We start from the raw sequence: 21,889 nt of genomic DNA on the forward strand, positions 1-21,889 counted from the left end.
TGTTGGGGGCGAAAATGCAGGTCCATCGCAGAAATATTGCACATCGCCCTTGCGATGTGCCAGCTTCGCGGGTTGTCTTCAAACACAACATATTGCGAGGGCCGAGCCATGACCAAAATCAAAGCCGCCGTGTGCCACGAATTCGGCGCACCTCTAAGCATCGAAGAGGTGGAACTTCGCGCACCGCAGGCGGGCGAGGTCGAGGTGGAGCTTGAAGCCTGCGCGATCTGTTTCTCAGACATTTCTTTTCTGGACGGTGGATGGGGCGGTGACCTGCCCGCGGTTTATGGCCACGAGGCCGCGGGTCGCGTGTCCGCTTTGGGCGATGGTGTCAGCGGGTTGAAAATTGGCGACGCGGTGCTTGTGACCCTGATCCGCTCCTGCGCCACCTGCACGCCTTGCGCTTCTGGCGTGCCGACGCAATGCGCGACACCCTATGACCGCATGTCGGGACCGCTCTCCATGCCCGACGGCAGTTTGTTGGAGCACGGGCTGGCCTGCGGTGCCTTCGCCGAACGCGCGGTGGTCGACCAAAGCCAGATCGCGCGCATCCCTGACACGATCCCGATGGACGCCGCGTCGTTGTTGTCTTGCGGCGTCGTCACGGGCGTCGGCGCGGTGGTGAACACCGCCAAGGTGCGCCCCGGTCAAACCGTCGTAGTTATCGGCGCGGGCGGCGTTGGTTTGAACGCAATCCAAGGTGCCGCAATCTCGGGCGCGGCGCGGATCATAGCGATTGATATGGTTCCTGAAAAGCTGGAAGCCGCGAAGGAGTTCGGCGCGACGGACGGCGTTTTGGCGACCGATCCAAAGCCATGGAAGAAAGTGGCCGAGATTACCGGAGGCCGCATGGCTGATGCCGTCATGGTCACAGTCGGTGCAATTCCCGCGTTTGAATCAGCCCCTCGGTTCCTTGGCTCTGGCGGCAATATGTATCTCGTCGGAATGCCCCACTCGGGCGACAAAGCGACCTACGAGCCGGTAATCTTCGGCGCTATGGCGCAAGGGATGAAGGGGACTAAAATGGGTGATGTCGTCCTCAAGCGCGACATTCCTTGGTTGGTCGACCTTTACGGACAAGGACGCCTGAAGCTTGATGAATTGGTGTCTGGGCGTTGGCGTCTGGATCAAATTAACGAGGCCATTGCCGACACGCGCTCAGGCGCTGCGCGCCGCAATGTGATTTTGTTTAAATGAAACTCCAGAACCTGCAGATCATTGTAACGTCGCCCCCCGCACCCGGCTGGGGCGGGCAGTATTGGATATTCGTCAAGCTGACGACCGCTTGTGGGATCGAAGGGATCGGAGAGGTCTATGCCTCCGCCGTTGGTCCGGATGCCATGCTCGCGGTGATCGAAGACGTCTTTGCGCGCCATATCGAAGGTGAAAACCCCGAAAACATCGAACTGATGTTCCGGCGCGTCTATTCCTCGGGTTTCACGCAACGGCCAGACCCGACCGTTATGGGCGCGTTTTCCGGCCTGGAAATGGCCTGCTGGGATATCCTCGGCAAAGCGCGGGATCGCCCAGTCTGGGCTATGTTGGGCGGAAAGATGAACCCGAAAATTAGGGCGTATACGTATCTGTACCCGCTGCCTCACCATGATCTGACAGAGTTTTGGACATCTCCGGAAATGGCCGCTGAAGCGGCACTTGATGCCGTGGAACGCGGCTACACGGCCGTCAAATTCGACCCCGCAGGTCCCTACACAATCCATTCCGGCCACCAGCCCGCGATGTTCGACATCTCCATGTCTGTGGCGTTCTGCAAGGCAATCCGTGACGCCGTGGGCGACCGCGCAGACCTGCTGTTCGGCACGCATGGCCAATTCAACACGTCCGGCGCGATCCGTTTGGGGCAGGCGATAGAGCCGTACTATCCCTTGTGGTTCGAAGAACCTCTGCCACCTGACAATCCGCTGGAATTCGCAGAGGTCGCCAAGGCCGTGCGCATCCCGATTGCAGCAGGTGAACGCCTTACCACCAAGGCAGAATTCGCGACTTTGCTGCGCACGGGCGGGGTGAAAATCCTACAACCCGCACTGGGCCGCGCTGGTGGCATCTGGGAGATGAAGAAGCTTGCTGGCTTGGCGGAGGTCTTCAACGCCGAAATGGCCCCGCACCTTTATGCAGGTCCGGTCGAATGGGCGGCGAATATCCATCTGGCGACCTCCATCCCCAACTTGCTGATGTGCGAAACCATCGAGACGGATTTCCACGCGGACCTGATCGGCGGGGCAATCAAGGTTGAAAACGGCTACATCACACCACCGGAAACACCGGGTCTAGGCATTTCGCTGGACGAGGATCTGGCGCGGGCAAATCCCTTCACCGGCACAGGCCTTCATCTGCAAATGCAGGAAGAGCCGTGCGACTACCAAAATGGCAATTCCTTTGCCGGTGGCGCGCCGCTCAAGACCTAGAGGTTTCGTGCTGTAGGCGCAGCTTGGCGATCGTCTCGTTATGCTCCGCCTTGAGGCTGTCTTTCAGACTGTCTTCGACGTAGTTCAGATGCGCCTCCACGGCAGCGCGGGCACCGTCCTCGTCACGGGCAAGCAACGCTGTGTTGATCGTGCGATGCTGCTCCAGCAATGTGTCGCGGGTGATGCGCTGTTTGAACATCTTTTGACGATTGTAGAACACACCTTCGCGTAGCATTTGAAACATTGCGCGCATCATATGCAGCATGATGACGTTGTGGCTGGCCTCGATAATCGCAAGGTGAAACTCGGCGTCCAGTTGCGCCTCCTCGGCGGGGTTCCGTTTCGAATGCGCCGCTTCCATCTTGCGGTAAATGGTGTCGACGACCTTTAGGTCGGTATCCGAGCCCAGCCGCGCGGCACGGGCGGCGGCCAGCCCTTCCAGATCGCGGCGGAAGGAAATGTAGTCAAAGACGGCTTCATCGTGATCCGCGAACAGTTGTACCAAGGCATCTGAAAATGCTGCACCGACCACTTCGGCGACGTAAATTCCGGCCCCCGCCTTGGTTGCCAGAAGCCCGCGGTCTTGCAGGTTCGCAACGGCTTCACGCAAGGAAGGGCGCGAGACCCCCAGTTTCTCTGCCAGTTCTCGCTCGGACGGCAGCCGCTCCCCCGGTTTGAGGATGCCGCGTAAGATCAGCAACTCGATCTGGCGCACAACGGCGTTGGAGAGTTTTTCGGCCTCGATCTTCTTGAATGGCATCGTCACACCCCGCTAATTGGTAAAAATATATGACCAGTCATCGCGTTAGACAACAAAAAACGGCCCCGACTTGGGGGCCGTTATGATCAGTTCTAAACCGGATTAAGCCGCGTTTGGCCGGATAACGATATCGACGCGGCGATTCTGGGCGCGGCCTTCTTCGGTCACGTTGGATGCTACGGGGCGTGTCTCACCCTGCCCGTAGGACCTGATGCGCGACGGGGTGACGCCCGCGTCTTCCAGCGTGAAGGCAACGGCCTGCGCGCGACGCTCCGACAGCTCGTAATTGTAGCCGTCAGAACCCGTGTCATCGGTATGCCCGACAATGTTGACCGTCGTGTCCGGATAGTCGCGCAAGTTGTCGGCCAAGGCGCGCAGATCAGCCTGCAAATCATAGCGCAAATCAGAACTGTTCACCGCAAACAGCAAATCTTGCGGCATGGTGACCCGCAGCTCCTCACCGGTGTTTACGATATCAATGTTCTCGTTAGGGATGTCGCGGCGTAAATCTTCAGCCTGCTTGTCCAACTGATGGCCAATCACGCCACCAGCGGCGGCACCAATGCCGGCACCTACGATGCCTTTGATCACTTTGTTGTCGTCGCTTGACGCACCTATAAGCCCACCAAGGGCTCCGCCGATAATGGCGCCGGTTTGCGATTTGTTGGCTTGGGAAACGCTGTCGGTTGTACACGCACTGACAGCAAGCGTGGCGGCCACAAGGGCTGCGATAGGTTTGATCGTCATGGTACCTGCCTCGGTATATGGGTCCCGCCTTTGCGGCGTGGGTTATAGGCAGATATTAGGCCAATTCGGTGCGTCTGTTAAGGGGGAAGCGTAGGCCGGCGAAAACATGCCGCCGGCCCGATGCTTTAGGAGTAGGGGCGAATGATGATTTCGACCCTGCGGTTCTGTGCGCGCCCGGAGCTGCTGTCATTGGACGCAACCGGTTGGCTTTCGCCCTTGCCGATTGTGCGCAGGCGGGAGCTCGACACACCCGCATCACGCAACACGAAGGATACAGCCTGTGCACGGCGCTCGGACAGGTTCTGGTTGTAGTTCGCGTCACCGGTGCTGTCGGTATGGCCCACAACGATCACTTCGCTGTTGGGATAATCGTTCAGGTTGTTGGCAACGGCACGCAAGTCGGCCCGCAGGTCAGGGCGCAAGTTTGTGCTATCCGTGGAGAACAGCAAATCTTGCGGCAGGGTCACCCGCAGCTCGGAGCCTGTGTTGACCACGCCAACATTGTTGCCCAGATCACCGCGCAACTCTTCGGCCTGCTTGTCCAGGCTGTTGCCAATGGCACCACCCACGGCACCACCGACGGCGGCGCCGATAATGCCGCGCTCTAGTTTGTTGTCGGATGTGGAGTTCGCGCCCAAAGCGCCACCAATGGCTGCACCGATCAGGGCGCCGTTCTTGGTGCGTTGGTTCGGAGTGGATGCGTCACAACCTGCCAAAATCATGGCGGCAGCGGGCAGAGCCAAAAGAATAGGTTTCATAGTTTCATGTCCTCGTTGAGCCGCGACAGCGCGGCGCTTGTTCTATTAACTGGCAAGCGGCCAAAAAGTTTCAAGTGGCAGCAAGAAACTGTTCAGGCGCATTCCCGCCTGCGAGGTCAATTCATTGAAACACTTGGAATTCCGGCGGCAATCCGCCAGATCATAAGCCGGTTTTCGCCGCCTCATAGGCCAGCATCGCCCGCTTGACCGGCAATCCCCAGTGATAACCGCCCAAACCACCCGATTTACGCAGCGCGCGGTGGCATGGAATCAGCCAGCTGATCGGGTTGCGCCCCACGGCAGTGCCAACAGCGCGCACGGCTTTTTTGTGACCCACCGTGTTAGCGATCTCGGAATAGGTGGTGACATGCCCGGTTGGCACTGCCAGCAAAGCCTCCCAAACCTTGATCTGGAACGGGGCGCCAATCAGGTAAAGGGGCGCATGCTCGGTCCCTGCCGCATCCGCGCCAAACGCGGCCAGCACCCAAGGGCGCAACATCGCGGGGTCTTCAACGTATGTTGCTCTTGGCCAGCGGCCAACCAAATCGTCCATCGCCGCCGCTTCGCCCGTTTCCGCACCGAACCCGATGCCGCAAATCCCCTTGTCGGTGCCCATCACCAAGGCCGGACCAAACGGACTTTCGAACCAGCCCCAATAGATCGTCAGCCCTTCGCCTTTGCGGGCAAACTCGCCGGGGCTCATCGCTTCCCATTTCACGAACAGATCATGCAATCGCCCGCTGCCCGACAGACCAACGGAATCCGAGGTTTCCAGCATCGTGAACCGCTCTTCAAGCAGGGCCTTGGCATGTCCTAGCCGTAAGTACTGTTGCAGCCGCCCGGGCGACACGCCTGCCCATTTACTGAACACCCGCTGGAAATGCGCGGGGCTCATCTGCATCTCTTGCGCCAGTTGCTCTAACGACAGCGGGCCATCCTTGTGCTGGTCAATCGCCTCAATGGCGCGCTTCACCAGCCCGTAGTGATAGCTGCCTTCAGCACCGGCGGCGTGGTCATGATTGGCGATATGTGCGGTTCTATGTTCCATACATCCAACCTATGCCGCAAACCCCACCGTATCGACCCGTTTTTTGCGCTTTCATGGGCTGCAACGCGTGTCATCGCGGGTCCGTCGCGCGAAGGGAGCATAGGTCCAGACCCAGCGTTCGGGCTTCCCATGGCTGCATGCATCCAGCTGCCGGACGGATATGGTCTGCCGGATCGAGACCAAGTTCAGCAATCCTGGATGTCGCGCTTTCAGTCAGACACGCCCGGGCGGCAGACGTCAGTTGCAGGCTTTCCACCCAGCATCCGTTTGCCAGAATAATTTGAGGACGGTCGAGCAAAACCAAAGAGCATGCCATGCGCTCCGGCGCGGTAGGGCGGAAGTGATCTAGCGGGAACCCAAAATCGTGCGCCTCAGCAAGAATTGTGGCCATGCCAAAATGTAACTCGACCTGCCATCCGGTCAGAAGCACGCGGTGGCGGGCGGCCAAAAGCATGCCCTGAGCGTTCGGTTTCTCAACGACCTCGTCGTCTGGCAACCTCACTGCGGCAGAGTTTTGAGGCTGCTCGACCAGGCAATCACGACCGATCCACCGCACCTTCTGAAACCCGTCGTTATAGGTCAGCACCATGTCACCGGGGCGCAGCCAGTCCATGGGCACATACCCTTCATCGGTGGCAATGAGTGTTCCACCGCCAAATCCCGACACCGGAAGATGCCATAACGCTGACGGCTGGAATAAGCCGTTCTGCCCGATCAGTTCGCTTTTGTGCAAAATCGCCATTCTGCCCCTACTCATGTCGCTCTGCGCAAGAGTGCCGCCCATAAGTAAAGCGTCGCTGAACCTGACTTGGGCGAACTTGTAAAACTTGAAACACTTGGCACCCTCTTGCCCGCGCGCAGGCGACGGGGCATACCGCGCACATGACCAAGCCTGCCAAACAGCTCGACTACCATACGATCCATGAGATTTTTACGCGTTTCGCCGCGTCTGACCCCGAACCCAAGGGGGAGTTGAACCACGTCAACGCCTACACTTTGGTGGTCGCCGTGGCCCTGTCGGCGCAGGCCACTGATGTCGGGGTGAACAAGGCGACGGAGAAGCTGTTCCAGATTGCTGACACGCCGCAAAAAATGCTGGACCTTGGCCTTGAGGGCCTGATCGAGCACATCAAGACCATTGGCCTGTTCCGTAACAAGGCCAAGAACGTCATCAAGCTGAGCCAGATTTTGGTGGACGAATACGGCGGGGTGGTTCCGTCCTCCCGTGCGGCGCTGATCTCGTTGCCCGGCGTAGGCCGCAAGACGGCCAATGTGGTCCTGAACATGTGGTGGCAGTATCCGGCGCAGGCCGTCGACACCCACATCTTCCGCGTTGGCAACCGCACTGGTATCTGCCCCGGAAAGAACGTGGATGTGGTCGAACGTGCGATCGAAGATAACATACCCGTAGAATTCCAGCACCACGCGCATCACTGGCTGATCCTGCACGGGCGCTACGTGTGTAAAGCCCGCAAGCCCGTTTGCGCCAACTGTATCATCCGTGATCTCTGCACTTCTGAGGACAAGAACTATGAATAAGAAATTCCAAGTCGTCGGCATCGGCAACGCTATGGTCGACGTGTTGGCCTCCGCCACGGATGCGTTCTTGTCCGACAACGGCATCGACAAAGGCATCATGCAGCTCACTGACCGCGCCCGCGGTGTGGAGTTGTACGACCTGATCGGACCTGCCAAGGAAATCTCTGGTGGTTCTGCTGCCAACACGATCGCGGGTATCGCCCATCTGGGTGGTTCCACGGCCTATGTCGGTAAAGTTAAAGACGACCAGCTCGGCGCGATCTTCTCTCATGACCTGCGTGCGCAAGGCGCGGTTTATGAGACACCGCTGGCCCCAAGCACCCACGAGGCCGAAACGGGCCGCTGTATCGTGTTGGTCACTCCCGACGGAGAACGCTCGATGAACACCTACCTTGGCGTGACCGAATTTCTTGGCCCAGAAGACATCGACGAGGCGCAGATGGCGCAGGCCGAGTGGATTTATCTCGAAGGCTACCGCTTTGACGGCCCGCAATCTGTGGCCGCCTTTGACAAGGCGATTGCCGCTTGCACCAGTTCCGGCGGGCGGGTGTCGCTCACGTTGTCGGACCCGTTCTGCGTTGGACGCCACCGCGATGCCTTCCGCGCTTTGATTCAGGATCATGTCGACCTGCTGTTCTGCAATCGCGCTGAAATGCTGTCGATGTACGAGACTGATGATTTTGACGCAGCCCTTGATATCGCCGCCTCCGAGGTTGAGATCGTCGCCTGTACCGATAGTGAAAACGGCGCGTACATTCTATCGCACGGTCGGCGTTGGCACGTGCCCGCAATGCCTGTGCAGATCGTCGACGCCACAGGCGCGGGCGATCTGTTTGCCGGAGCGTTCCTATGGGCGCTCACCAATGGGTATAATCTCGAAACCAGCGGCCGCATGGGATGCATCGCGGCCTCCGAAGTCATCTCACACATCGGCGCACGGCCCGAAGCGGATTTGAACGCATTGTTTGAGAAGCAGGGGTTGCTCAAGACCTGAGGATGATCGACGCGCAGCTTCCTAGAAACTGAACGCGACGAAGGGGGACGCCATGAAGCCAGAGACACCGGAATTTGCCGCACCAAGCGATGCCGCTGAACGGCACGCTGTCAGACCGGTTGTGTGCTATCCTCCCGAAACGCTCACCCCACCAGACCTTAAGGGGTTGGCCCGCCTGAGACAAAGCGCCAAGAAAACCGGCGAAGTGACCGTAGCGCCCCGTGAAGGTGCATGCATTGACGTGCCTGCGGGGTGCTTTTTTCGGATCGTGTCGGTCGAAGGCGCGCAGGTCGGTGACCTGAACATCTGGAACAGCGCCGACCTGACCGAGCGGTTCTATTCAGGCAAGACGCGAGCGCTCCATGGCACGCACCTATCCACGGGTGATCGCATGTGGTCGAGCTTCCCGACGCTCCGGCCAATGGCCACGATTACGGCTGATACGCTTGACTGGTACGGGTTTGATGCGTTTGGAGGCTCGGTCCATGACGTGATCGGGACGCGCTGCGACCCTTACACCGGACAACTGTTGTCAGGCACTTCATACCATCATTGCTGCCACTCGAACCTGACACGGGCTTTGGCCGATCATTGTGATCTGACCTTATCCGAGGCCGAGGCCCACGTGCATGATGTGTTGAACGTATTTATGTGTACCGGCTTCACCCGCGATACGGGGCAGTATTTTATGAAGGCAAGCCCCGTACGCCCGGGTGACTATCTGGAATTTTTTGCGGAGATTGACCTGACCGTTGGTCTATCGGCCTGTCCCGGAGGCGATTGCTCGCAAGAGCATTCTTCGGATGCGACAACCTGCTATCCGCTTCTGATCGAGGTCTTTGATCCCGGAAAGGGGGCCCGTGCCGCGCACAACCCACCGGCTCCGTCATCCTACGACCGAAGCCACGGCGCAAGTTAGGCGCTTCGCACGGGTCTTGGTTTATCAAACCAAGGCGGCCCGCCATCCATCAGTCACCCAGCTTGGCGTGCACCTCGTCCAGATCAATCTCCCCGATGGGCATCTTGTTGCCCGGGTTGGCGAAGTCGTATTTGAACAGGTTGAAATCGCGTTTGTAGATTTCATAGACAAGATGCATTGACAGATCGTCGAAATAATCCTCGATCGGGTGCGCGCGCTTGGGGCCGTGCCCCTCGCTCTCGTTGAAGCGCGGGATCGTTGCGACGTCAACCTTGTGCTTGGTGTCCACCGCATCCATCACCGATTGCATGCCGTCGTTGAATTTCTCGGTAAAGAAGATGTTGTCGTAGCGCCCGCCATTCACAATGAAGGTCGAGATGTGGCCCGCTTGGGCTGACCAGTGGATGTCAGGGTCCATCGGGCGGCGCCACCGGATGGTGTCGCGGGCAAACAGCAAGAAGCGGCGGAAGGACTGGATCTGGTCGAACTCGAAGCCGGTTTCCGGATCGCCGACCTCGATGCCGTATTTTTGCACAAGCAAGGGGACCAGATTGCCGCGGTAGCGTTTGCCGTTGCGTTGGATGCCACAGATCTTGTCGAAGAACGACGACAGGATCCGCCCATACGGGTTGCGGACGCAGGTGAACGAATAGCTTTTATGGGATGTGACGTTCTTCTCGATCTTCGGCTGGCTCTTCTCGATTGCCCATTTGTGCATCTTTCCGGTGGCATCATGGATGTCGCCGTCGAAGAATTCGCCGTGGTCGGAATAATACATGATTTGGCCGATGGATGAGCAGGCGCATTTGGGCACCACGCGGTACACCATGCTTTCACTTTCCGTCATCCAGGTTCCTGGAAACCCCATACTGCTGTCCTCGTTCTTGAACTAAATGGCCCGTTGTTTACGTTTTGGCCACAATTGACCCTACAAATACATTCTCGGACTGTTTAAGCAACAGTAGCTAAGGTTATGTAGGTAAACCTAAAAGAGTTTTAAGACAGGTCCGGGGTTAAATTCCAGATGGCAAAAATCGCCTTCATTCTGCTGTGTCATAAAGACCCCGGTGCGATTATCGACCAGGCGGAGCGTCTGACGGCGGCTGGCGACTGCATGGCCATCCACTTCGATGCCAGCGCGGATCCTGCTGCCTATCGCAAAATCCGCGAGGCGCTTGACGACAATCCTAATGTGGCTTTCGCCAAGAAGCGCATCAAATGCGGCTGGGGAGAGTGGTCGCTGGTGCAAGCCACCCTTCATGCGATGCGCGCAGCGGTTGACGAATTCCCGAGGGCCACACATTTCTACATGCTGTCGGGTGATTGCATGGCAATCAAATCCGCCACCTACGCGCATGAGGCGCTCGACTCAAACGATGTCGACTATATCGAAAGCTTCGACTTCTTCGCCTCCGATTGGATCAAGACGGGCATGAAGGCCGACCGGCTGATCTACAGGCATTGGTTCAACGAACGCGCGAAGAAATGGCTGTTCTACACCTCCTACGAGCTACAAAAGAAGCTCGGTCTGAAACGGGACATCCCAAGCGATCTGCAGATGATGATCGGGTCGCAATGGTGGTGCCTGCGGCGGCGCACGGTGGAATGGGTGCTTGATTTCACCCGTGACCGGCCCGATGTGATGCGTTTTTTCAAAACAACATGGATTCCGGACGAGACCTTTTTCCAGACCCTAGTGCGCCATCTGGTGCCGTCGGACGAGATCAAGACCCGCACGCTGACCTTCCTGATGTTCACCGATTACGGAATGCCGGTGACGTTCTACAATGACCACTATGATTTGCTGCTCAGTCAGGACTTCCTGTTCGCGCGGAAGGTGTCCGCCGATGCGCTGGAGCTTAAGGAACGGTTGGGCGACCTCTACGCTTCCGAACGGATGGATTTCCAGACCTCGAACGAAGGCCTGACACTGTTCAAATTCCTGACCGGGCGTGGCCGTATCGGCCGCCGCTTCGCCCCACGTTTCTGGGAGCGTGAAAGCTCGCTGGGTCGCGAGCGGGAGTTGATGGTAATCGCATGCAAGAAGTGGCACGTCGCCAAGCGTCTTCTTAGCCGCATTCTGGAACATACCGACCTTAAAGGCGCGGAATACCTGTTTGACGAGGAAGGCTCGGTTCTGCCCGATCTGGGCGGCATCCAGACAACGCTCGACAAACGCACCCGTCACCGCCGCGCGCTGATGCGGCTGCTCTATGATCATTACGAGCAGAACCGCATGGTGATCTGTCTCGATCCGTCCAATCTGGACCTGCTCACTGATCTGTTCTCTGACAACTCCACCACGCGGTTATTGGAGATCGAGTGCCGCTTCGAAGATGAATACCTGCTTGGCCACGCCAAGCGCGTCGGGCTGGCGGGGGAAATGACCCCGCAGGACACCATCGACCGCTTGTTGCCGACCGTACGCCAGAACTTCCTGTTCGAAAGTGACCAGATCAAAGACGCGGACTTCCCCAACTACTTCAAGGTCTCTGAAAACGTGCCGCAGGAGGCCAATATCACGCCCCTTATGGCCTTTCTCGACGTGACCGAGGATAAAGCCCGCGAGATACTGAACATCGACTACTTGTTTGAGGACTAACGCCCATGGCCTACACCTATGACGACCAGAATATTTTTGCCAAAATCCTGCGTGGCGAAATTCCCAACAACACGGTTTTCGAGAGCGATCACGCCTTGGCGTTCCGCGACATCTCTCCTGCGGCGCCGACCCATGTGCTGGTGATCCCCAAAGGGCCTTACGTGTCCATGGACCACTTCACCCAAGACGCCTCCGAGGCCGAGTTGGTCGGCTTCATGCGCGCCATTGGCGAAGTCTGCCGCCTTGAAGGTGTCAGCGAAAACGGCTTCCGCGCCATCGCCAACACAGGCGAGCACGGTGTGCAGGAGGTGCAACACCTGCATGTGCATATCATCGGTGGCAGACCGCTGGGCCGCATGTTGTCTAAGGTCGATTAGGCCGAAATTCGGAACGCCGGAGAGGGTTGATATTCGCCTAGGAAGGTGCAGTCAGTTCGTGACTATTCAAGGCCCGCATTGAGCCCAACGTGACCGATGCTGCAACTCGAACGAAAGTCCGGTTTTCCCACGCGCTGAACCCGCCATAGCAGTGAAGCCGATTTTATGATAGGCTGATAAATACTTGAAATAGCGTAGAGGAGTCCGTCATGAGAATGCTCGGATACTTGTTTCTAATTGCGTTTCTGGGATCGACTTATCCAATTGAAGCGGGCGACACGCCGAATGGCGCTAAGTGTGCAAAGAGTAGCGATTGCGCATCGGGATACTGTTTCCCAGGGCCCGCGGCTGGAACAAACTTCTGTCTTCGTGCGGATTTGAATTGCGCTATGGAAGGCGTCAATGGCCATTACTTTGGCTTCATCGACCAAAGCCAAAACCCACCAGCAATATGTGCTGCAAAAATCGGCTGGCTATCGAATCCCACCGTCGACTACGATCCTGCTGACTTTCTATTAGATTCATTCCGCATTAGAGCGAAAATCCACCCAGTACAGCTTGACGAAGCGCTTTCAAACTGCGCCAAGGACGAGGAGTGCTCAAGCGCCGTGGCGACCGCCTCGCCCAAAGCTGCTGCCGCACTTCAAGCCTTTGACACTATTAGAACTATCGCACACACTATCGCACCTCCTGTTGCTTTCCGAGCCGCTCATCGAACAGGAGGGCCTCCGGTGCGGGAAGGCCTGCCTTTCGCAGGCGAGGAAAGAAAATACCACTTTAACATACCTAATGGCTTTGCCATTTGTTCGATTGCCTTGAAAACCATTGGTGTGACCCCACAAGGTGGGAAAGCCGCTCTGATGGATATGACTTTCTCCGCATCGTCAGCATCAATTTATACTTGGGCAAAGCGTAATGGCTTCACTGGTGGCGGAACAGGATGGGAGGGCGAATTTTTTGTAGTCTACGTTCGAAAGGATCGAGTAGGTCACTACAGATCGCTTAAGCTGTGCGACGTCACCGATACACCAAAGAATTTTTTGTGTCGGGGAAATGGCGTTGAGGCGATTACGCAAGATGATCCCAAGAGTCGGACATTTGTACCCTGTGGAAATCACAATCTAGCTGACGATGCGCGATACTGATCTCTACTGTTCTACCACAACTCATACGTTCATGCCGTGCAAACGGAAAGCGACCATTCGCGTGGTCGAAACGAATGGCACCAAAGTCCGCAAAGCTGACATCACCACTCAAATAAAACTCATGTGAGTATCGATTGAAGCTCTTGGATTTGATCCTGAGCAGCGTGCTCCAAAGACGCGCCAAAGATCAGTCGAAGTCCCCCTGAAGCTCATAACGCAAAACCCTCACTCGCCCCTTGTCGGGACGGGTGAGGACGCTATGATCGCAGCCTCTGATTTACTCTTGGAACGGGACGACACACCATGGCCACTGCTGCCCCTGAGATCGAAATTGTGGACACCATGCGTATCGCGTGTGATGGCGGCGAAGGGGCCTTGGGCCATCCGCGCGTCTGGCTGCAAATCCCTGCCGATACCGGCTTTGTGGAATGCCCCTATTGCGACAAGAAAATCGTCCACAAGGATTTCGAGGGCAAAGTCTAGTGGCGTTTGGCAAGGGCTGCCATCTGCACCTGATCGACGGCTCTGCCTTCATCTTTCGTGCCTACCACGCCCTGCCACCGCTCACGCGCAAATCCGACGGGTTGCCCATCGGGGCTGTCGCGGGCTTTTGCAATATGTTGCAGCGCTACGTCGAGGGCAATAACGGCTCCGACGCGCCGACCCATGTGGCGGTGATCTTCGACAAGGGGTCGCACACGTTCCGCAACGATATGTACGACCTCTACAAAGCCAACCGCGAGGCCATGCCCGAGGATTTGCGCCCGCAAATGCCGCTGACCCGCGAGGCGACCATTGCCTTCAATATCGCTTGTGAGGAGATGGAAGGCTACGAAGCCGACGACATCATCGCGACGCTGGCTGTGCAAGCGCGCGAACTCGGTGGCCGCTGCACCATCATTTCCAGCGACAAGGACTTGATGCAGCTGGTCGGCGGCGGCGTCGAAATGCTCGACGCCATGAAGAACAAGGTGATCGACGTCGAAGGCGTCGAGGAGAAATTCGGTGTCGGCCCGAACCGTGTGGTCGATGTGCAGGCACTTGCCGGCGACAGCGTCGACAACGTGCCGGGTGCGCCGGGCATTGGCGTCAAGACGGCGGCACTGTTGATCAATGAATACGGCACGCTGGAAGAACTTCTCGACCGTGCCGAGGAAATAAAGCAACCCAAGCGCCGCCAGACCCTGATTGACCACCGCGCGCAGATCGAGCTGTCCAAACGCCTCGTGCAGTTGGACGAGAACACCCCGCTGACCTTTTCGATCGACGATCTGGAGGTGCGCGAGCCCGAGCCAGACAAACTGCTGAGCTTCCTCGCCGAAATGGAATTCCGCACGCTGTCCAAACGCATTGCCGAAAAATTGGGTGTGGAAGCTCCTGTCATCGAGGACGTCGCGCCACCCGCAGCCGACGCGCCGGAAATGCCGGATATGAAGGACGCGACATACGAAACCGTGCGCGACGCGGCGGCCCTGCAAAAATGGATCGACCTGACCTACGAGCATGGCCATGTCGCCGTGGACACCGAGACCACCGGATTGAACGAGATGGTCGTCGATCTGGTCGGCATTTCGCTTTGCGTGAACGTGGGTCATGCCTGCTACATCCCGCTGGCGCACAAAGACGGCAGCGACGATCTGTTCGGCTCCGACGCACCTGCCGAGGGGCAGATGCCGCTGCAAGAGGCGCTCGATCTGTTGAAGCCGATGCTGGAGGATGAAAGCATCCTCAAAATCGGCCAGAACATGAAATACGACGCCAAGATTTTTCACCGCTACGGCGTGGAAGTTGCACCGTTCGATGACACCATGCTGATCAGCTACGCGCAGCATGCGGGCTTGCATAATCACGGCATGGACGCGCTGTCGGAGCGCTATCTGGGTCACACGCCGATCCCGATTAAATCGCTTCTGGGCACGGGCAAAAGCCAAATCACCTTTGACCGAGTGCCAATCGACGAGGCGACGCCTTACGCTGCCGAAGACGCCGACATCACCTTACGCTTGTGGCAGGTTTTGAAGCCGCAACTGCACGAGAAAGGCGTCACCACGGTCTATGAGACGCTGGAGCGCCCTTTGGTTCCCGTGCTGGCCCAGATGGAGCGGAACGGCGTCAAAGTTGACCGCGACACCCTCAGCCGAATGTCCAACGCCTTCGCCCAGAAGATGGCGGGGCTTGAGGCCGAGATTCACGAACTTGCAGGGCAGGATTTCAACGTAGGTTCGCCCAAGCAACTTGGTGAAATCCTGTTCGATAAGCTGGAGCTTCCGGGCGGCAAGAAAGGCAAGACGGGGGCCTATTCTACCGGCGTCGATATCCTCGAAGATCTCGCGACCGAGCACGAGCTGCCCGGCAAGGTTCTGGACTGGCGGCAACTCAGCAAGCTGAAATCGACTTATACCGACGCGCTCCAAACCCACATCAACGCGGACACCGGGCGGGTTCACACAAGCTATTCTATCGTCGGTGCGAACACGGGCCGTCTGTCGTCGTCAGAGCCTAACCTGCAAAACATCCCCGTGCGTTCCGAGGAGGGCCGCCGCATCCGCGAGGCGTTTGTGGCCGAGCAGGGCAACGTGCTTGTGTCGCTCGACTATTCCCAGATCGAATTGCGCATCCTCGCCCATGTCGCGGGCATCGACGCGCTGAAGCAGGCGTTCAAGGACGGCCATGACATCCATGCCATGACCGCGTCGGAGATGTTCGACGTGCCATTGGACGAGATGACCCCCGACGTGCGCCGCAAAGCCAAGGCGATCAACTTCGGGGTGATTTACGGCATCTCCGGTTTCGGCCTCGCACGCAACCTGCGCATCCCGCGGGCCGAGGCGCAGGGCTTCATCGACCGCTATTTCGAGCGCTTCCCCGGCATCCGCACCTATATGGACGAGACCATCCAGTTTGCCAAAGACCACGGCTACGTGCAGACCCTGTTCGGCCGCAAGATCAACACGCCGGAGATCAACGCCAAAGGCCCCGGTGCGGGCTTCGCCAAACGCGCGGCGATCAACGCACCGATCCAGGGCACCGCCGCCGACGTCATTCGCCGTGCCATGATCCGTATGCCGGATGCGATCAAAGACCTGCCTTGCAAAATGCTGCTACAGGTGCATGACGAACTGATCTTCGAGGTGCCGGAGGGTGCGGTTGATCAAACAATCGACGTGGTGCGTGGGATCATGGAAAATGCCTCTGATCCTGCGGTGAATTTCGACGTGCCGCTGGTCGTTGACGCAGGGCAGGGCGCGAACTGGGCTGAGGCGCATTGAGGCTTAACTCTCCAATGCCTCCGACTTGATGATTTCAAAGAATTCCCCGCCAGACCAAACGCCGAACCACCCGTCCCGATGAACCCCTAGGTCAATCAGCCGGTAAAAGCTCTTACGGTCGATCAACGCTTCCAGATTGCGCCGGACTAGAACGTAGGGCGACGGCTCGCCGTCGTCGTCATAGGCCACGCGGATCGGGTGGTCCGGCCCCGCGACAAAAGTATCACCCACATGGGTCTCGAACCGCAGTTTCTGGTCCTCGCCCTCGCCAACTGCATCAAAATCAAGCGCCACAAACGGCGCATCATCCACCGTGATCCCGACCTTCTCGACAGGAGTCACAAGGAAATAATCGTCACCGTCCTTGCGAATGATCGACGAGAACAGCTTTACCAATCCAGCCCGCCCGATAGGCGTCCCCAGATAGAACCACGTCCCGTCCCGCGCGATGCGCATATCCAGATCGCCACAAAACGGCGGATTCCACTTGTCCACCGGCGGCAAGCCGCCTTTGGCACCTTCTTGCGCAGCGGCTGCGATGCTTTCCGCTGACGGCACCTCAAGCTTTTGTGCATCGGGTTCTTTTGCCATTCTCTTATTCCGCCATATCTGCCTTTATATACCCATAGAGTATAGCCGCCCCGAGGGAGTTGTCACATGGCCGACGCGCAAGATCTGGTAAAAGATATCGAAACCCTAGCGGAGAAGCTGAATACCGCCCGCACCAGCATCGGCCAGCAGATCATCGGCCAGCAGGACGTCGTGGACCTGTCGCTGGTCGCCATGCTGTCCGGCGGCCATGCGTTGCTGATGGGCTTGCCGGGCCTTGGAAAAACGCTGCTGGTGGACACGCTGTCCACCGTGATGGGCCTTAGCGCCAACCGTGTGCAGTTCACGCCCGACTTGATGCCCGCCGATATCATCGGCTCCGAAGTGCTGGAGACCGCCGACGACGGCACCCGCGCCTTCCGCTACATCGAAGGCCCGATCTTTGCGCAATTGCTGATGGCCGACGAAATCAACCGCGCCTCGCCGCGTACCCAGTCCGCGCTGTTGCAGGCGATGCAGGAACGCTCCGTCACCGTGGCGGGCACGGACCACGCTTTGCCCGCGCCGTTTCATGTCCTGGCGACCCAGAACCCGCTAGAGCAGGAAGGCACCTATCCTTTGCCTGAAGCCCAGCTTGACCGCTTCCTGTTGCAGATCAACGTCGACTATCCCGACCGCGACACCGAGCGCGATATCCTGCTGGCCACGACCGGCACAGTGTCCGCCAAATCGACCGCCGTGTTCACCGGCGAGGAGTTGATCGCCGCGCAAACCCTCGTGCGCCGTATGCCCGTGGGTGACGCCGTGGTCGAACATATCCTTGACCTTGTCCGCGCCTGCCGTCCTGACGAGGCCGAAGCCACTGACCTTGTCCGCGACACCGTCTCATGGGGGCCTGGTCCGCGTGCTGCACAAGCTCTAATGCTCACCGTTCGCGCCCGCGCGCTGCTGCAAGGCCGCCTTGTGCCCTCGTCAGACGACGTGCTGGCGCTGGCCGATCCGGTCCTGTCGCATCGAATGGCTCTTAGCTTCGCCGCCCGCGCCGAGGGTCGCGTTCTGTCCGACGTCATCGCGGATGTCGCCACCCAAACAGGTCAACGGAAAGCCGCCGCGTGAGCCAGCCTTCCCCCAACGATCCGGCGACCACACCCGCCAGCCTCCGGCATCGCGCAGAGGCGCACGCCAGCGCGTTTCCCGCGCTTTTGGCGCAGGCGGATCATTTGGCGTCGACGGTTCTTTTGGGGGAGCATGGCCGCAAACGCGCGGGCATGGGCGACGAGTTCTGGCAATACCGCCCCTCGCAACATGGCGACGGAGTGCGTGATATCGACTGGCGCCGTTCCGGTCGCTCCGACGCGACTTTTGTGCGCCAGAAGGAATGGCAAGCGGCGCAATCGGTGATGCTGTGGGTGGATGATGCCATGTCGATGTCGTTCACAGGCGGCAAAGATCGCCCCACCAAAGGCCACCGCGCTCGCGTCATCGCTATGGCGCTGTGCGTGTTGCTCAACAAGGGAGGCGAGCGTTTCGGCCTTGCTGATCGTGGCACTCCGCCGCGCAGGGGCGAGGCGCAGCTGACCCGTGTCGCCCGCCATTTGATGAACGCGCAAGCCGAGGTTGACTATGGCACGCCCAACGCCCGCATCCTGCCCGCAGGCTCTCGCGCGGTGTTCATTTCCGACTTCTTGGGCGACCCGTCCAAGGTTGCGGAAGCCTTGACCTCCGCCACCGATCACGGTGTGCGCGGTGCGTTGGTCCAAATACTCGACCCGGACGAGGAAGCCTTCCCTTATGACGGCCGCACCGTGTTTGAAAGCATGTCCGGCGCGATCAAGTTCGAGACGCTGAAAGCCAACTCCCTGCGCGACGCCTATCTTGAGCGCCTCGCTGCGCGCAAAGCGCAGTTGCAGGATCTGGCCCGCAAAACCGGCTGGCGCTACATGTGCCACCACACCAATGATCCGGCAGCCAAGGCGCTGCTATGGCTTTATCAATCGCTTGAGCGGGGTGCATCGTGATAGCGAACCTCGCCTTCACCACGCCCCTTTTGCTGGCCGCCCTCGCGATCCTGCCTATCCTGTGGTGGTTGCTGCGCGCCGTGCCGCCTGCACCGATAAAGCGCCGCTTTCCGGGCATCGCGCTGCTGTTGGGCCTGAACGATGACGAGACCCAAACCGACACGACGCCGTGGTGGCTGCTGTTACTCCGTATGCTGGCCGTCGCGGCCTTCATCATCGGCTTTGCCGGTCCCGTCCTGAACCCCGAAGAGGACCGCGCAGGCTCCGGCCCGCTGTTGATCGCTATGGACGGCTCATGGGCCAGCGCCCGCGACTGGCCCGCCCGCACCGCACGGGTCGAGGAACTGCTGGCCGAAGCCGCCCGCGAAGGCCGTCCCGCCGCCATCGCCGTGCTGTCCGAGCCGCCCGTAGGTGATCTGATCTTCCAATCCGCCGACACCGTCGCCGCAACGCTCGCAGGGGTCCAGCCCCGCGCTTGGGAGCCGGACGAAGACACGCTCACCGACTGGCAAACCCGCCTTGGCGATACTGGATTTGAAACCATCTGGTTCTCGGATGGCCTCGACCGCGATAGCCGCGCCGATCTGCTGGCAACGCTCAACGACAAAGGCGACGTGACCGTCATTGAAACCCCGCGCCCTGTCTACGCCTTGACACCTGCCGTCTTCAAAGACGGACGCATTTCGGTCACGGCCCTGCGCAGCCCGTCTGGCGCTGCCCGCGATATTACAATTTCCGCCATTGGCCCCGATCCCAACGGGACGGAGCAGGAACTGGCAACCGCCACCGCCTCCTTCGCCATCGGCGCAGACCAAGCGGAAATTCTGCTCGACCTGCCCACCGAACTGCGCAACCGCGTCAATCGGTTCGAAGTGCAAGGCACCCGCTCCGCAGGCGCCGTGACGCTCACAGATGACGCCCTGAAGCGCCGCGAAGTGGGGTTGCTGTCTGGTCGCAACGACCAAGAGGCGCAGGACCTCCTGTCGCCGCTTTACTATCTCAACAAGGCGCTGGTGCCGACCGCCGACCTGATCGAAGGCGCGTTGCAGGACATGTTGCTTGCCAGCCCCGACGTGCTGGTACTGGCCGATATCGCCACCGTCTCTGGCGCCGAGCGTGACAACCTCTTGGATTGGGTCGACGAGGGCGGCATGCTGGTCCGCTTCGCAGGCCCCCGCACCGCCGCCGCAGACATCGAAAACAACGACCCGCTGATGCCCGTGCGCCTGCGTGCGGGGGGGCGCAGTGTCGGCGGGGCAATGTCATGGGGCGAGCCGAAAGCCCTGCGCGCGTTCACCCGCGACAGCCCGTTTTTCGGCCTGACAATCCCCGATGACGTTCAGGTCAGCTCCCAAGTGATGGCGCAGCCTGACCCCGATTTGGCCGAACGCACCATCGCGTCGCTGACCGACGGCACGCCGCTGGTCACCCGCAAGCCGCTAGGCGACGGGCAGATCATCCTGTTTCACGTCACCGCCAACGCCGAATGGTCCACACTGCCGCTCTCCGGCCTGTTCGTGCAGATGCTGGAGCGCCTCGCGATCTCCACCCGCCCCGCTGAAATCGCTGCCGAGGATTTGGCAGGCACCACTTGGGTGCCGGAGGAAACGCTAGATGCGTTCGGCGTGGTCCGTGACGCGGGCAATCTGGCAGGCGTGGCGGGGGAAACGATTGCCGAGTCCCCAATCGGCCCCGACCTGCCGCCGGGCCTTTATGCTGGCGAGGATCGCCGCATCGCGCTGAACGTGCTGCCTGCCGGTGCCACGCTGACCCCCACCGCATGGCCCGCTGGCACCACCGTCGAGGGCATCGTGGTCGCACAGGAAACCCCGCTGATGGGCGCACTTCTTTCGCTGGCCTTGGCCTTGCTGCTGGTCGATATCATCGCCTCGTTGGCGCTGTCCGGAAAACTGCGCGGGGCCGCGACAACGGCTCTGGTCCTGATCGCGGTCTCGGCCCTGCCACAACAATCCCGCGCCCAAGATGATACCCGCGCGTTGAAAGCCACCTCGGAGGTCGTCTTGGCCTATGTCAAAACTGGCGATAGAGGGCTGGACCGCCTCTCGAACGAAGGGCTGAAGGGCCTGTCGGTCAGCTTGTTCCGCCGCACCTCGGTCGAACCTGCGGACCCCATCGCCGTCGATCTGGAAACGGACGAGCTTGCCTTCTTCCCCATCCTCTACTGGCCCATCACGGAGAGCCAGCCGACCCCGTCGCCTGACGCCTATGCCAAGCTGAACCGCTACCTGCGCACCGGCGGGATGATCCTGTTCGACACCCGCGACGGCAATATCGGCGGCTTTGGCACCTCCACCCCGCAAGGTCGCAAACTTCAAGCCTTGGCCGCGCCGTTGGATATTCCAGCACTTGAGCCGATCCCGCAGGACCACGTGCTTACACGCACGTTCTATCTGTTGCAGGACTTCCCCGGTCGCTTCACTTCCCGCGACATCTGGGTCGAGGCCGCCCCCGCTGACGCCGAAGTTGTCGACGGTTTGCCCTTCCGCGACCTGAACGACGGCGTGACCCCTGTGCTGATCGGCGGCAACGATTGGGCGGCTGCGTGGGCGCGCGACGAGCGCGGCAATCCGCGTTATCCCGTTGGCCGAGGTTTCGCCGGAGAGCGTCAGCGCGAACTTGCCATCCGTTTCGGCGTCAACGTGGTGATGCATGTGCTGACCGGCAATTACAAATCGGATCAGGTCCATGTTCCGGCCCTGCTCGAGCGGTTGGGGAACTGA

General features: G+C 59.4%; 20 protein-coding genes. 13 read left to right on the forward strand and 7 right to left on the reverse strand.

The annotated features are described in order from the left end of the window. Nucleotides 1-108 precede the first annotated feature (108 nt). On the forward strand, nucleotides 109-1,197 hold the full coding sequence (locus tag BDE40_RS14550; RefSeq protein ID WP_134015687.1) for an alcohol dehydrogenase catalytic domain-containing protein: 1,089 nt from the start codon (nucleotides 109-111) through the stop codon (nucleotides 1,195-1,197). After that, a complete protein-coding gene (locus tag BDE40_RS14555; protein WP_134015689.1) occupies nucleotides 1,194-2,423 on the forward strand; it encodes a mandelate racemase/muconate lactonizing enzyme family protein in 1,230 nt (409 codons plus the stop codon). The genes BDE40_RS14550 and BDE40_RS14555 overlap by 4 nt, the downstream gene beginning before the upstream one ends. Here the strand turns inward: BDE40_RS14555 and BDE40_RS14560 are convergent. From BDE40_RS14560 to BDE40_RS14580, 5 genes are all read right to left on the reverse strand, one after another. Beyond that, complete coding sequence (locus BDE40_RS14560) at nucleotides 2,413-3,183, reverse strand: FadR/GntR family transcriptional regulator (protein ID WP_134015692.1); 771 nt, start codon at nucleotides 3,181-3,183, stop codon at nucleotides 2,413-2,415. The two genes, BDE40_RS14555 and BDE40_RS14560, sit on opposite strands and share 11 nt — an antisense overlap. A gap of 102 nt (nucleotides 3,184-3,285) precedes the next feature. After that, a complete protein-coding gene (locus tag BDE40_RS14565; RefSeq protein ID WP_134015694.1) occupies nucleotides 3,286-3,930 on the reverse strand; it encodes a YiaD family glycine zipper/OmpA-like lipoprotein in 645 nt (214 codons plus the stop codon). 125 nt (nucleotides 3,931-4,055) lie between these two features. Continuing rightward, nucleotides 4,056-4,688 carry a YiaD family glycine zipper/OmpA-like lipoprotein gene (locus tag BDE40_RS14570; protein WP_134015696.1) on the reverse strand — a complete coding sequence of 211 codons (633 nt, stop codon included), beginning with the start codon at nucleotides 4,686-4,688 and terminating at the stop codon, nucleotides 4,056-4,058. A 160-nt stretch (nucleotides 4,689-4,848) separates the two neighbouring features. After that, complete coding sequence (locus tag BDE40_RS14575) at nucleotides 4,849-5,736, reverse strand: methylated-DNA--[protein]-cysteine S-methyltransferase (protein WP_134015698.1); 888 nt, start codon at nucleotides 5,734-5,736, stop codon at nucleotides 4,849-4,851. A 70-nt stretch (nucleotides 5,737-5,806) separates the two neighbouring features. Then, entirely contained in the window at nucleotides 5,807-6,478 is a 672-nt protein-coding gene (locus tag BDE40_RS14580; protein ID WP_162848100.1) for a Hint domain-containing protein, read from the reverse strand. Nucleotides 6,479-6,618: 140 nt separating this feature from the next. Between BDE40_RS14580 and nth the strand changes: the two genes are divergently transcribed. Genes nth through BDE40_RS14595 form a run of 3 tightly spaced genes read left to right on the forward strand, consistent with a single transcriptional unit; the run spans nucleotide 6,619 to nucleotide 9,188 of the window. After that, entirely contained in the window at nucleotides 6,619-7,275 is a 657-nt protein-coding gene (nth, locus tag BDE40_RS14585; protein WP_134015702.1) for an endonuclease III, read from the forward strand. Next, entirely contained in the window at nucleotides 7,268-8,269 is a 1,002-nt protein-coding gene (locus tag BDE40_RS14590; protein WP_134015704.1) for an adenosine kinase, read from the forward strand. Before nth ends, BDE40_RS14590 begins: the two co-directional genes overlap by 8 nt. Nucleotides 8,270-8,321: 52 nt before the next feature. After that, nucleotides 8,322-9,188 carry an urea carboxylase-associated family protein gene (locus BDE40_RS14595; RefSeq protein WP_134015705.1) on the forward strand — a complete coding sequence of 289 codons (867 nt, stop codon included), beginning with the start codon at nucleotides 8,322-8,324 and terminating at the stop codon, nucleotides 9,186-9,188. Between the two features lie 49 nt (nucleotides 9,189-9,237). Here BDE40_RS14595 and BDE40_RS14600 read toward each other — a convergent pair whose 3' ends face one another. Further along, on the reverse strand, nucleotides 9,238-10,056 hold the full coding sequence (locus BDE40_RS14600; RefSeq protein ID WP_134015707.1) for a sulfotransferase family protein: 819 nt from the start codon (nucleotides 10,054-10,056) through the stop codon (nucleotides 9,238-9,240). A gap of 156 nt (nucleotides 10,057-10,212) precedes the next feature. Here BDE40_RS14600 and BDE40_RS14605 point away from each other — a divergent pair, with 156 nt between their 5' ends. The 5 genes from BDE40_RS14605 to polA all read left to right on the forward strand — a co-directional run bounded on the left by BDE40_RS14605 (nucleotide 10,213) and on the right by polA (nucleotide 16,581). Beyond that, complete coding sequence (locus BDE40_RS14605) at nucleotides 10,213-11,790, forward strand: DUF5928 domain-containing protein (protein ID WP_134015709.1); 1,578 nt, start codon at nucleotides 10,213-10,215, stop codon at nucleotides 11,788-11,790. 5 nt (nucleotides 11,791-11,795) lie between these two features. Further along, nucleotides 11,796-12,167: a histidine triad nucleotide-binding protein gene (locus BDE40_RS14610; RefSeq protein ID WP_134015711.1), complete on the forward strand. Its 372-nt coding sequence runs from the start codon at nucleotides 11,796-11,798 to the stop codon at nucleotides 12,165-12,167. 209 nt (nucleotides 12,168-12,376) lie between these two features. Next, entirely contained in the window at nucleotides 12,377-13,312 is a 936-nt protein-coding gene (locus BDE40_RS14615; protein WP_134015713.1) for a hypothetical protein, read from the forward strand. Nucleotides 13,313-13,615: 303 nt separating this feature from the next. After that, entirely contained in the window at nucleotides 13,616-13,795 is a 180-nt protein-coding gene (locus tag BDE40_RS14620) for a zinc-finger domain-containing protein (protein WP_073145345.1), read from the forward strand. Continuing rightward, nucleotides 13,741-16,581 carry a DNA polymerase I gene (gene polA, locus BDE40_RS14625; RefSeq protein WP_211342438.1) on the forward strand — a complete coding sequence of 947 codons (2,841 nt, stop codon included), beginning with the start codon at nucleotides 13,741-13,743 and terminating at the stop codon, nucleotides 16,579-16,581. The genes BDE40_RS14620 and polA overlap by 55 nt, the downstream gene beginning before the upstream one ends. 3 nt (nucleotides 16,582-16,584) lie before the next feature. On the opposite strand, the gene BDE40_RS14630 is transcribed toward polA, so the two are convergent. Next, nucleotides 16,585-17,172, reverse strand: coding sequence for a DUF1285 domain-containing protein (locus tag BDE40_RS14630; protein WP_134015717.1), 588 nt, complete (start codon nucleotides 17,170-17,172; stop codon nucleotides 16,585-16,587). Between the two features lie 66 nt (nucleotides 17,173-17,238). Between BDE40_RS14630 and BDE40_RS14635 the strand changes: the two genes are divergently transcribed. From BDE40_RS14635 to BDE40_RS14645, 3 genes are read left to right on the forward strand one after another with little or no spacing between them, the layout of a single operon-like run. Then, nucleotides 17,239-18,246: an AAA family ATPase gene (locus BDE40_RS14635; protein WP_134015719.1), complete on the forward strand. Its 1,008-nt coding sequence runs from the start codon at nucleotides 17,239-17,241 to the stop codon at nucleotides 18,244-18,246. Then, entirely contained in the window at nucleotides 18,243-19,148 is a 906-nt protein-coding gene (locus BDE40_RS14640; RefSeq protein ID WP_134015720.1) for a DUF58 domain-containing protein, read from the forward strand. Before BDE40_RS14635 ends, BDE40_RS14640 begins: the two co-directional genes overlap by 4 nt. Continuing rightward, on the forward strand, nucleotides 19,145-21,889 hold the full coding sequence (locus tag BDE40_RS14645) for a DUF4159 domain-containing protein (protein ID WP_246030462.1): 2,745 nt from the start codon (nucleotides 19,145-19,147) through the stop codon (nucleotides 21,887-21,889). The genes BDE40_RS14640 and BDE40_RS14645 overlap by 4 nt, the downstream gene beginning before the upstream one ends.

Origin of the sequence: Litoreibacter halocynthiae (assembly GCF_004365635.1) — a bacterium.
Classification (GTDB): Bacteria; Pseudomonadota; Alphaproteobacteria; order Rhodobacterales; family Rhodobacteraceae; genus Litoreibacter; species Litoreibacter halocynthiae.

What these genes read in the sequence shown, in the direction of transcription:
- BDE40_RS14550 (WP_134015687.1), top strand. Translation starts at nt 109, where the DNA reads ATGACCAAAATCAAAGCCGCCGTGTGCCACGAATTCGGCGCACCTCTA.
- BDE40_RS14555 (WP_134015689.1), top strand. Translation starts at nt 1,194, where the DNA reads ATGAAACTCCAGAACCTGCAGATCATTGTAACGTCGCCCCCCGCACCC.
- BDE40_RS14560 (WP_134015692.1), bottom strand. Translation starts at nt 3,183, where the DNA reads ATGCCATTCAAGAAGATCGAGGCCGAAAAACTCTCCAACGCCGTTGTG.
- BDE40_RS14565 (WP_134015694.1), bottom strand. Translation starts at nt 3,930, where the DNA reads ATGACGATCAAACCTATCGCAGCCCTTGTGGCCGCCACGCTTGCTGTC.
- BDE40_RS14570 (WP_134015696.1), bottom strand. Translation starts at nt 4,688, where the DNA reads ATGAAACCTATTCTTTTGGCTCTGCCCGCTGCCGCCATGATTTTGGCA.
- BDE40_RS14575 (WP_134015698.1), bottom strand. Translation starts at nt 5,736, where the DNA reads ATGGAACATAGAACCGCACATATCGCCAATCATGACCACGCCGCCGGT.
- BDE40_RS14580 (WP_162848100.1), bottom strand. Translation starts at nt 6,478, where the DNA reads ATGGCGATTTTGCACAAAAGCGAACTGATCGGGCAGAACGGCTTATTC.
- nth (WP_134015702.1), top strand. Translation starts at nt 6,619, where the DNA reads ATGACCAAGCCTGCCAAACAGCTCGACTACCATACGATCCATGAGATT.
- BDE40_RS14590 (WP_134015704.1), top strand. Translation starts at nt 7,268, where the DNA reads ATGAATAAGAAATTCCAAGTCGTCGGCATCGGCAACGCTATGGTCGAC.
- BDE40_RS14595 (WP_134015705.1), top strand. Translation starts at nt 8,322, where the DNA reads ATGAAGCCAGAGACACCGGAATTTGCCGCACCAAGCGATGCCGCTGAA.
- BDE40_RS14600 (WP_134015707.1), bottom strand. Translation starts at nt 10,056, where the DNA reads ATGGGGTTTCCAGGAACCTGGATGACGGAAAGTGAAAGCATGGTGTAC.
- BDE40_RS14605 (WP_134015709.1), top strand. Translation starts at nt 10,213, where the DNA reads ATGGCAAAAATCGCCTTCATTCTGCTGTGTCATAAAGACCCCGGTGCG.
- BDE40_RS14610 (WP_134015711.1), top strand. Translation starts at nt 11,796, where the DNA reads ATGGCCTACACCTATGACGACCAGAATATTTTTGCCAAAATCCTGCGT.
- BDE40_RS14615 (WP_134015713.1), top strand. Translation starts at nt 12,377, where the DNA reads ATGAGAATGCTCGGATACTTGTTTCTAATTGCGTTTCTGGGATCGACT.
- BDE40_RS14620 (WP_073145345.1), top strand. Translation starts at nt 13,616, where the DNA reads ATGGCCACTGCTGCCCCTGAGATCGAAATTGTGGACACCATGCGTATC.
- polA (WP_211342438.1), top strand. Translation starts at nt 13,741, where the DNA reads ATGCCCCTATTGCGACAAGAAAATCGTCCACAAGGATTTCGAGGGCAA.
- BDE40_RS14630 (WP_134015717.1), bottom strand. Translation starts at nt 17,172, where the DNA reads ATGGCAAAAGAACCCGATGCACAAAAGCTTGAGGTGCCGTCAGCGGAA.
- BDE40_RS14635 (WP_134015719.1), top strand. Translation starts at nt 17,239, where the DNA reads ATGGCCGACGCGCAAGATCTGGTAAAAGATATCGAAACCCTAGCGGAG.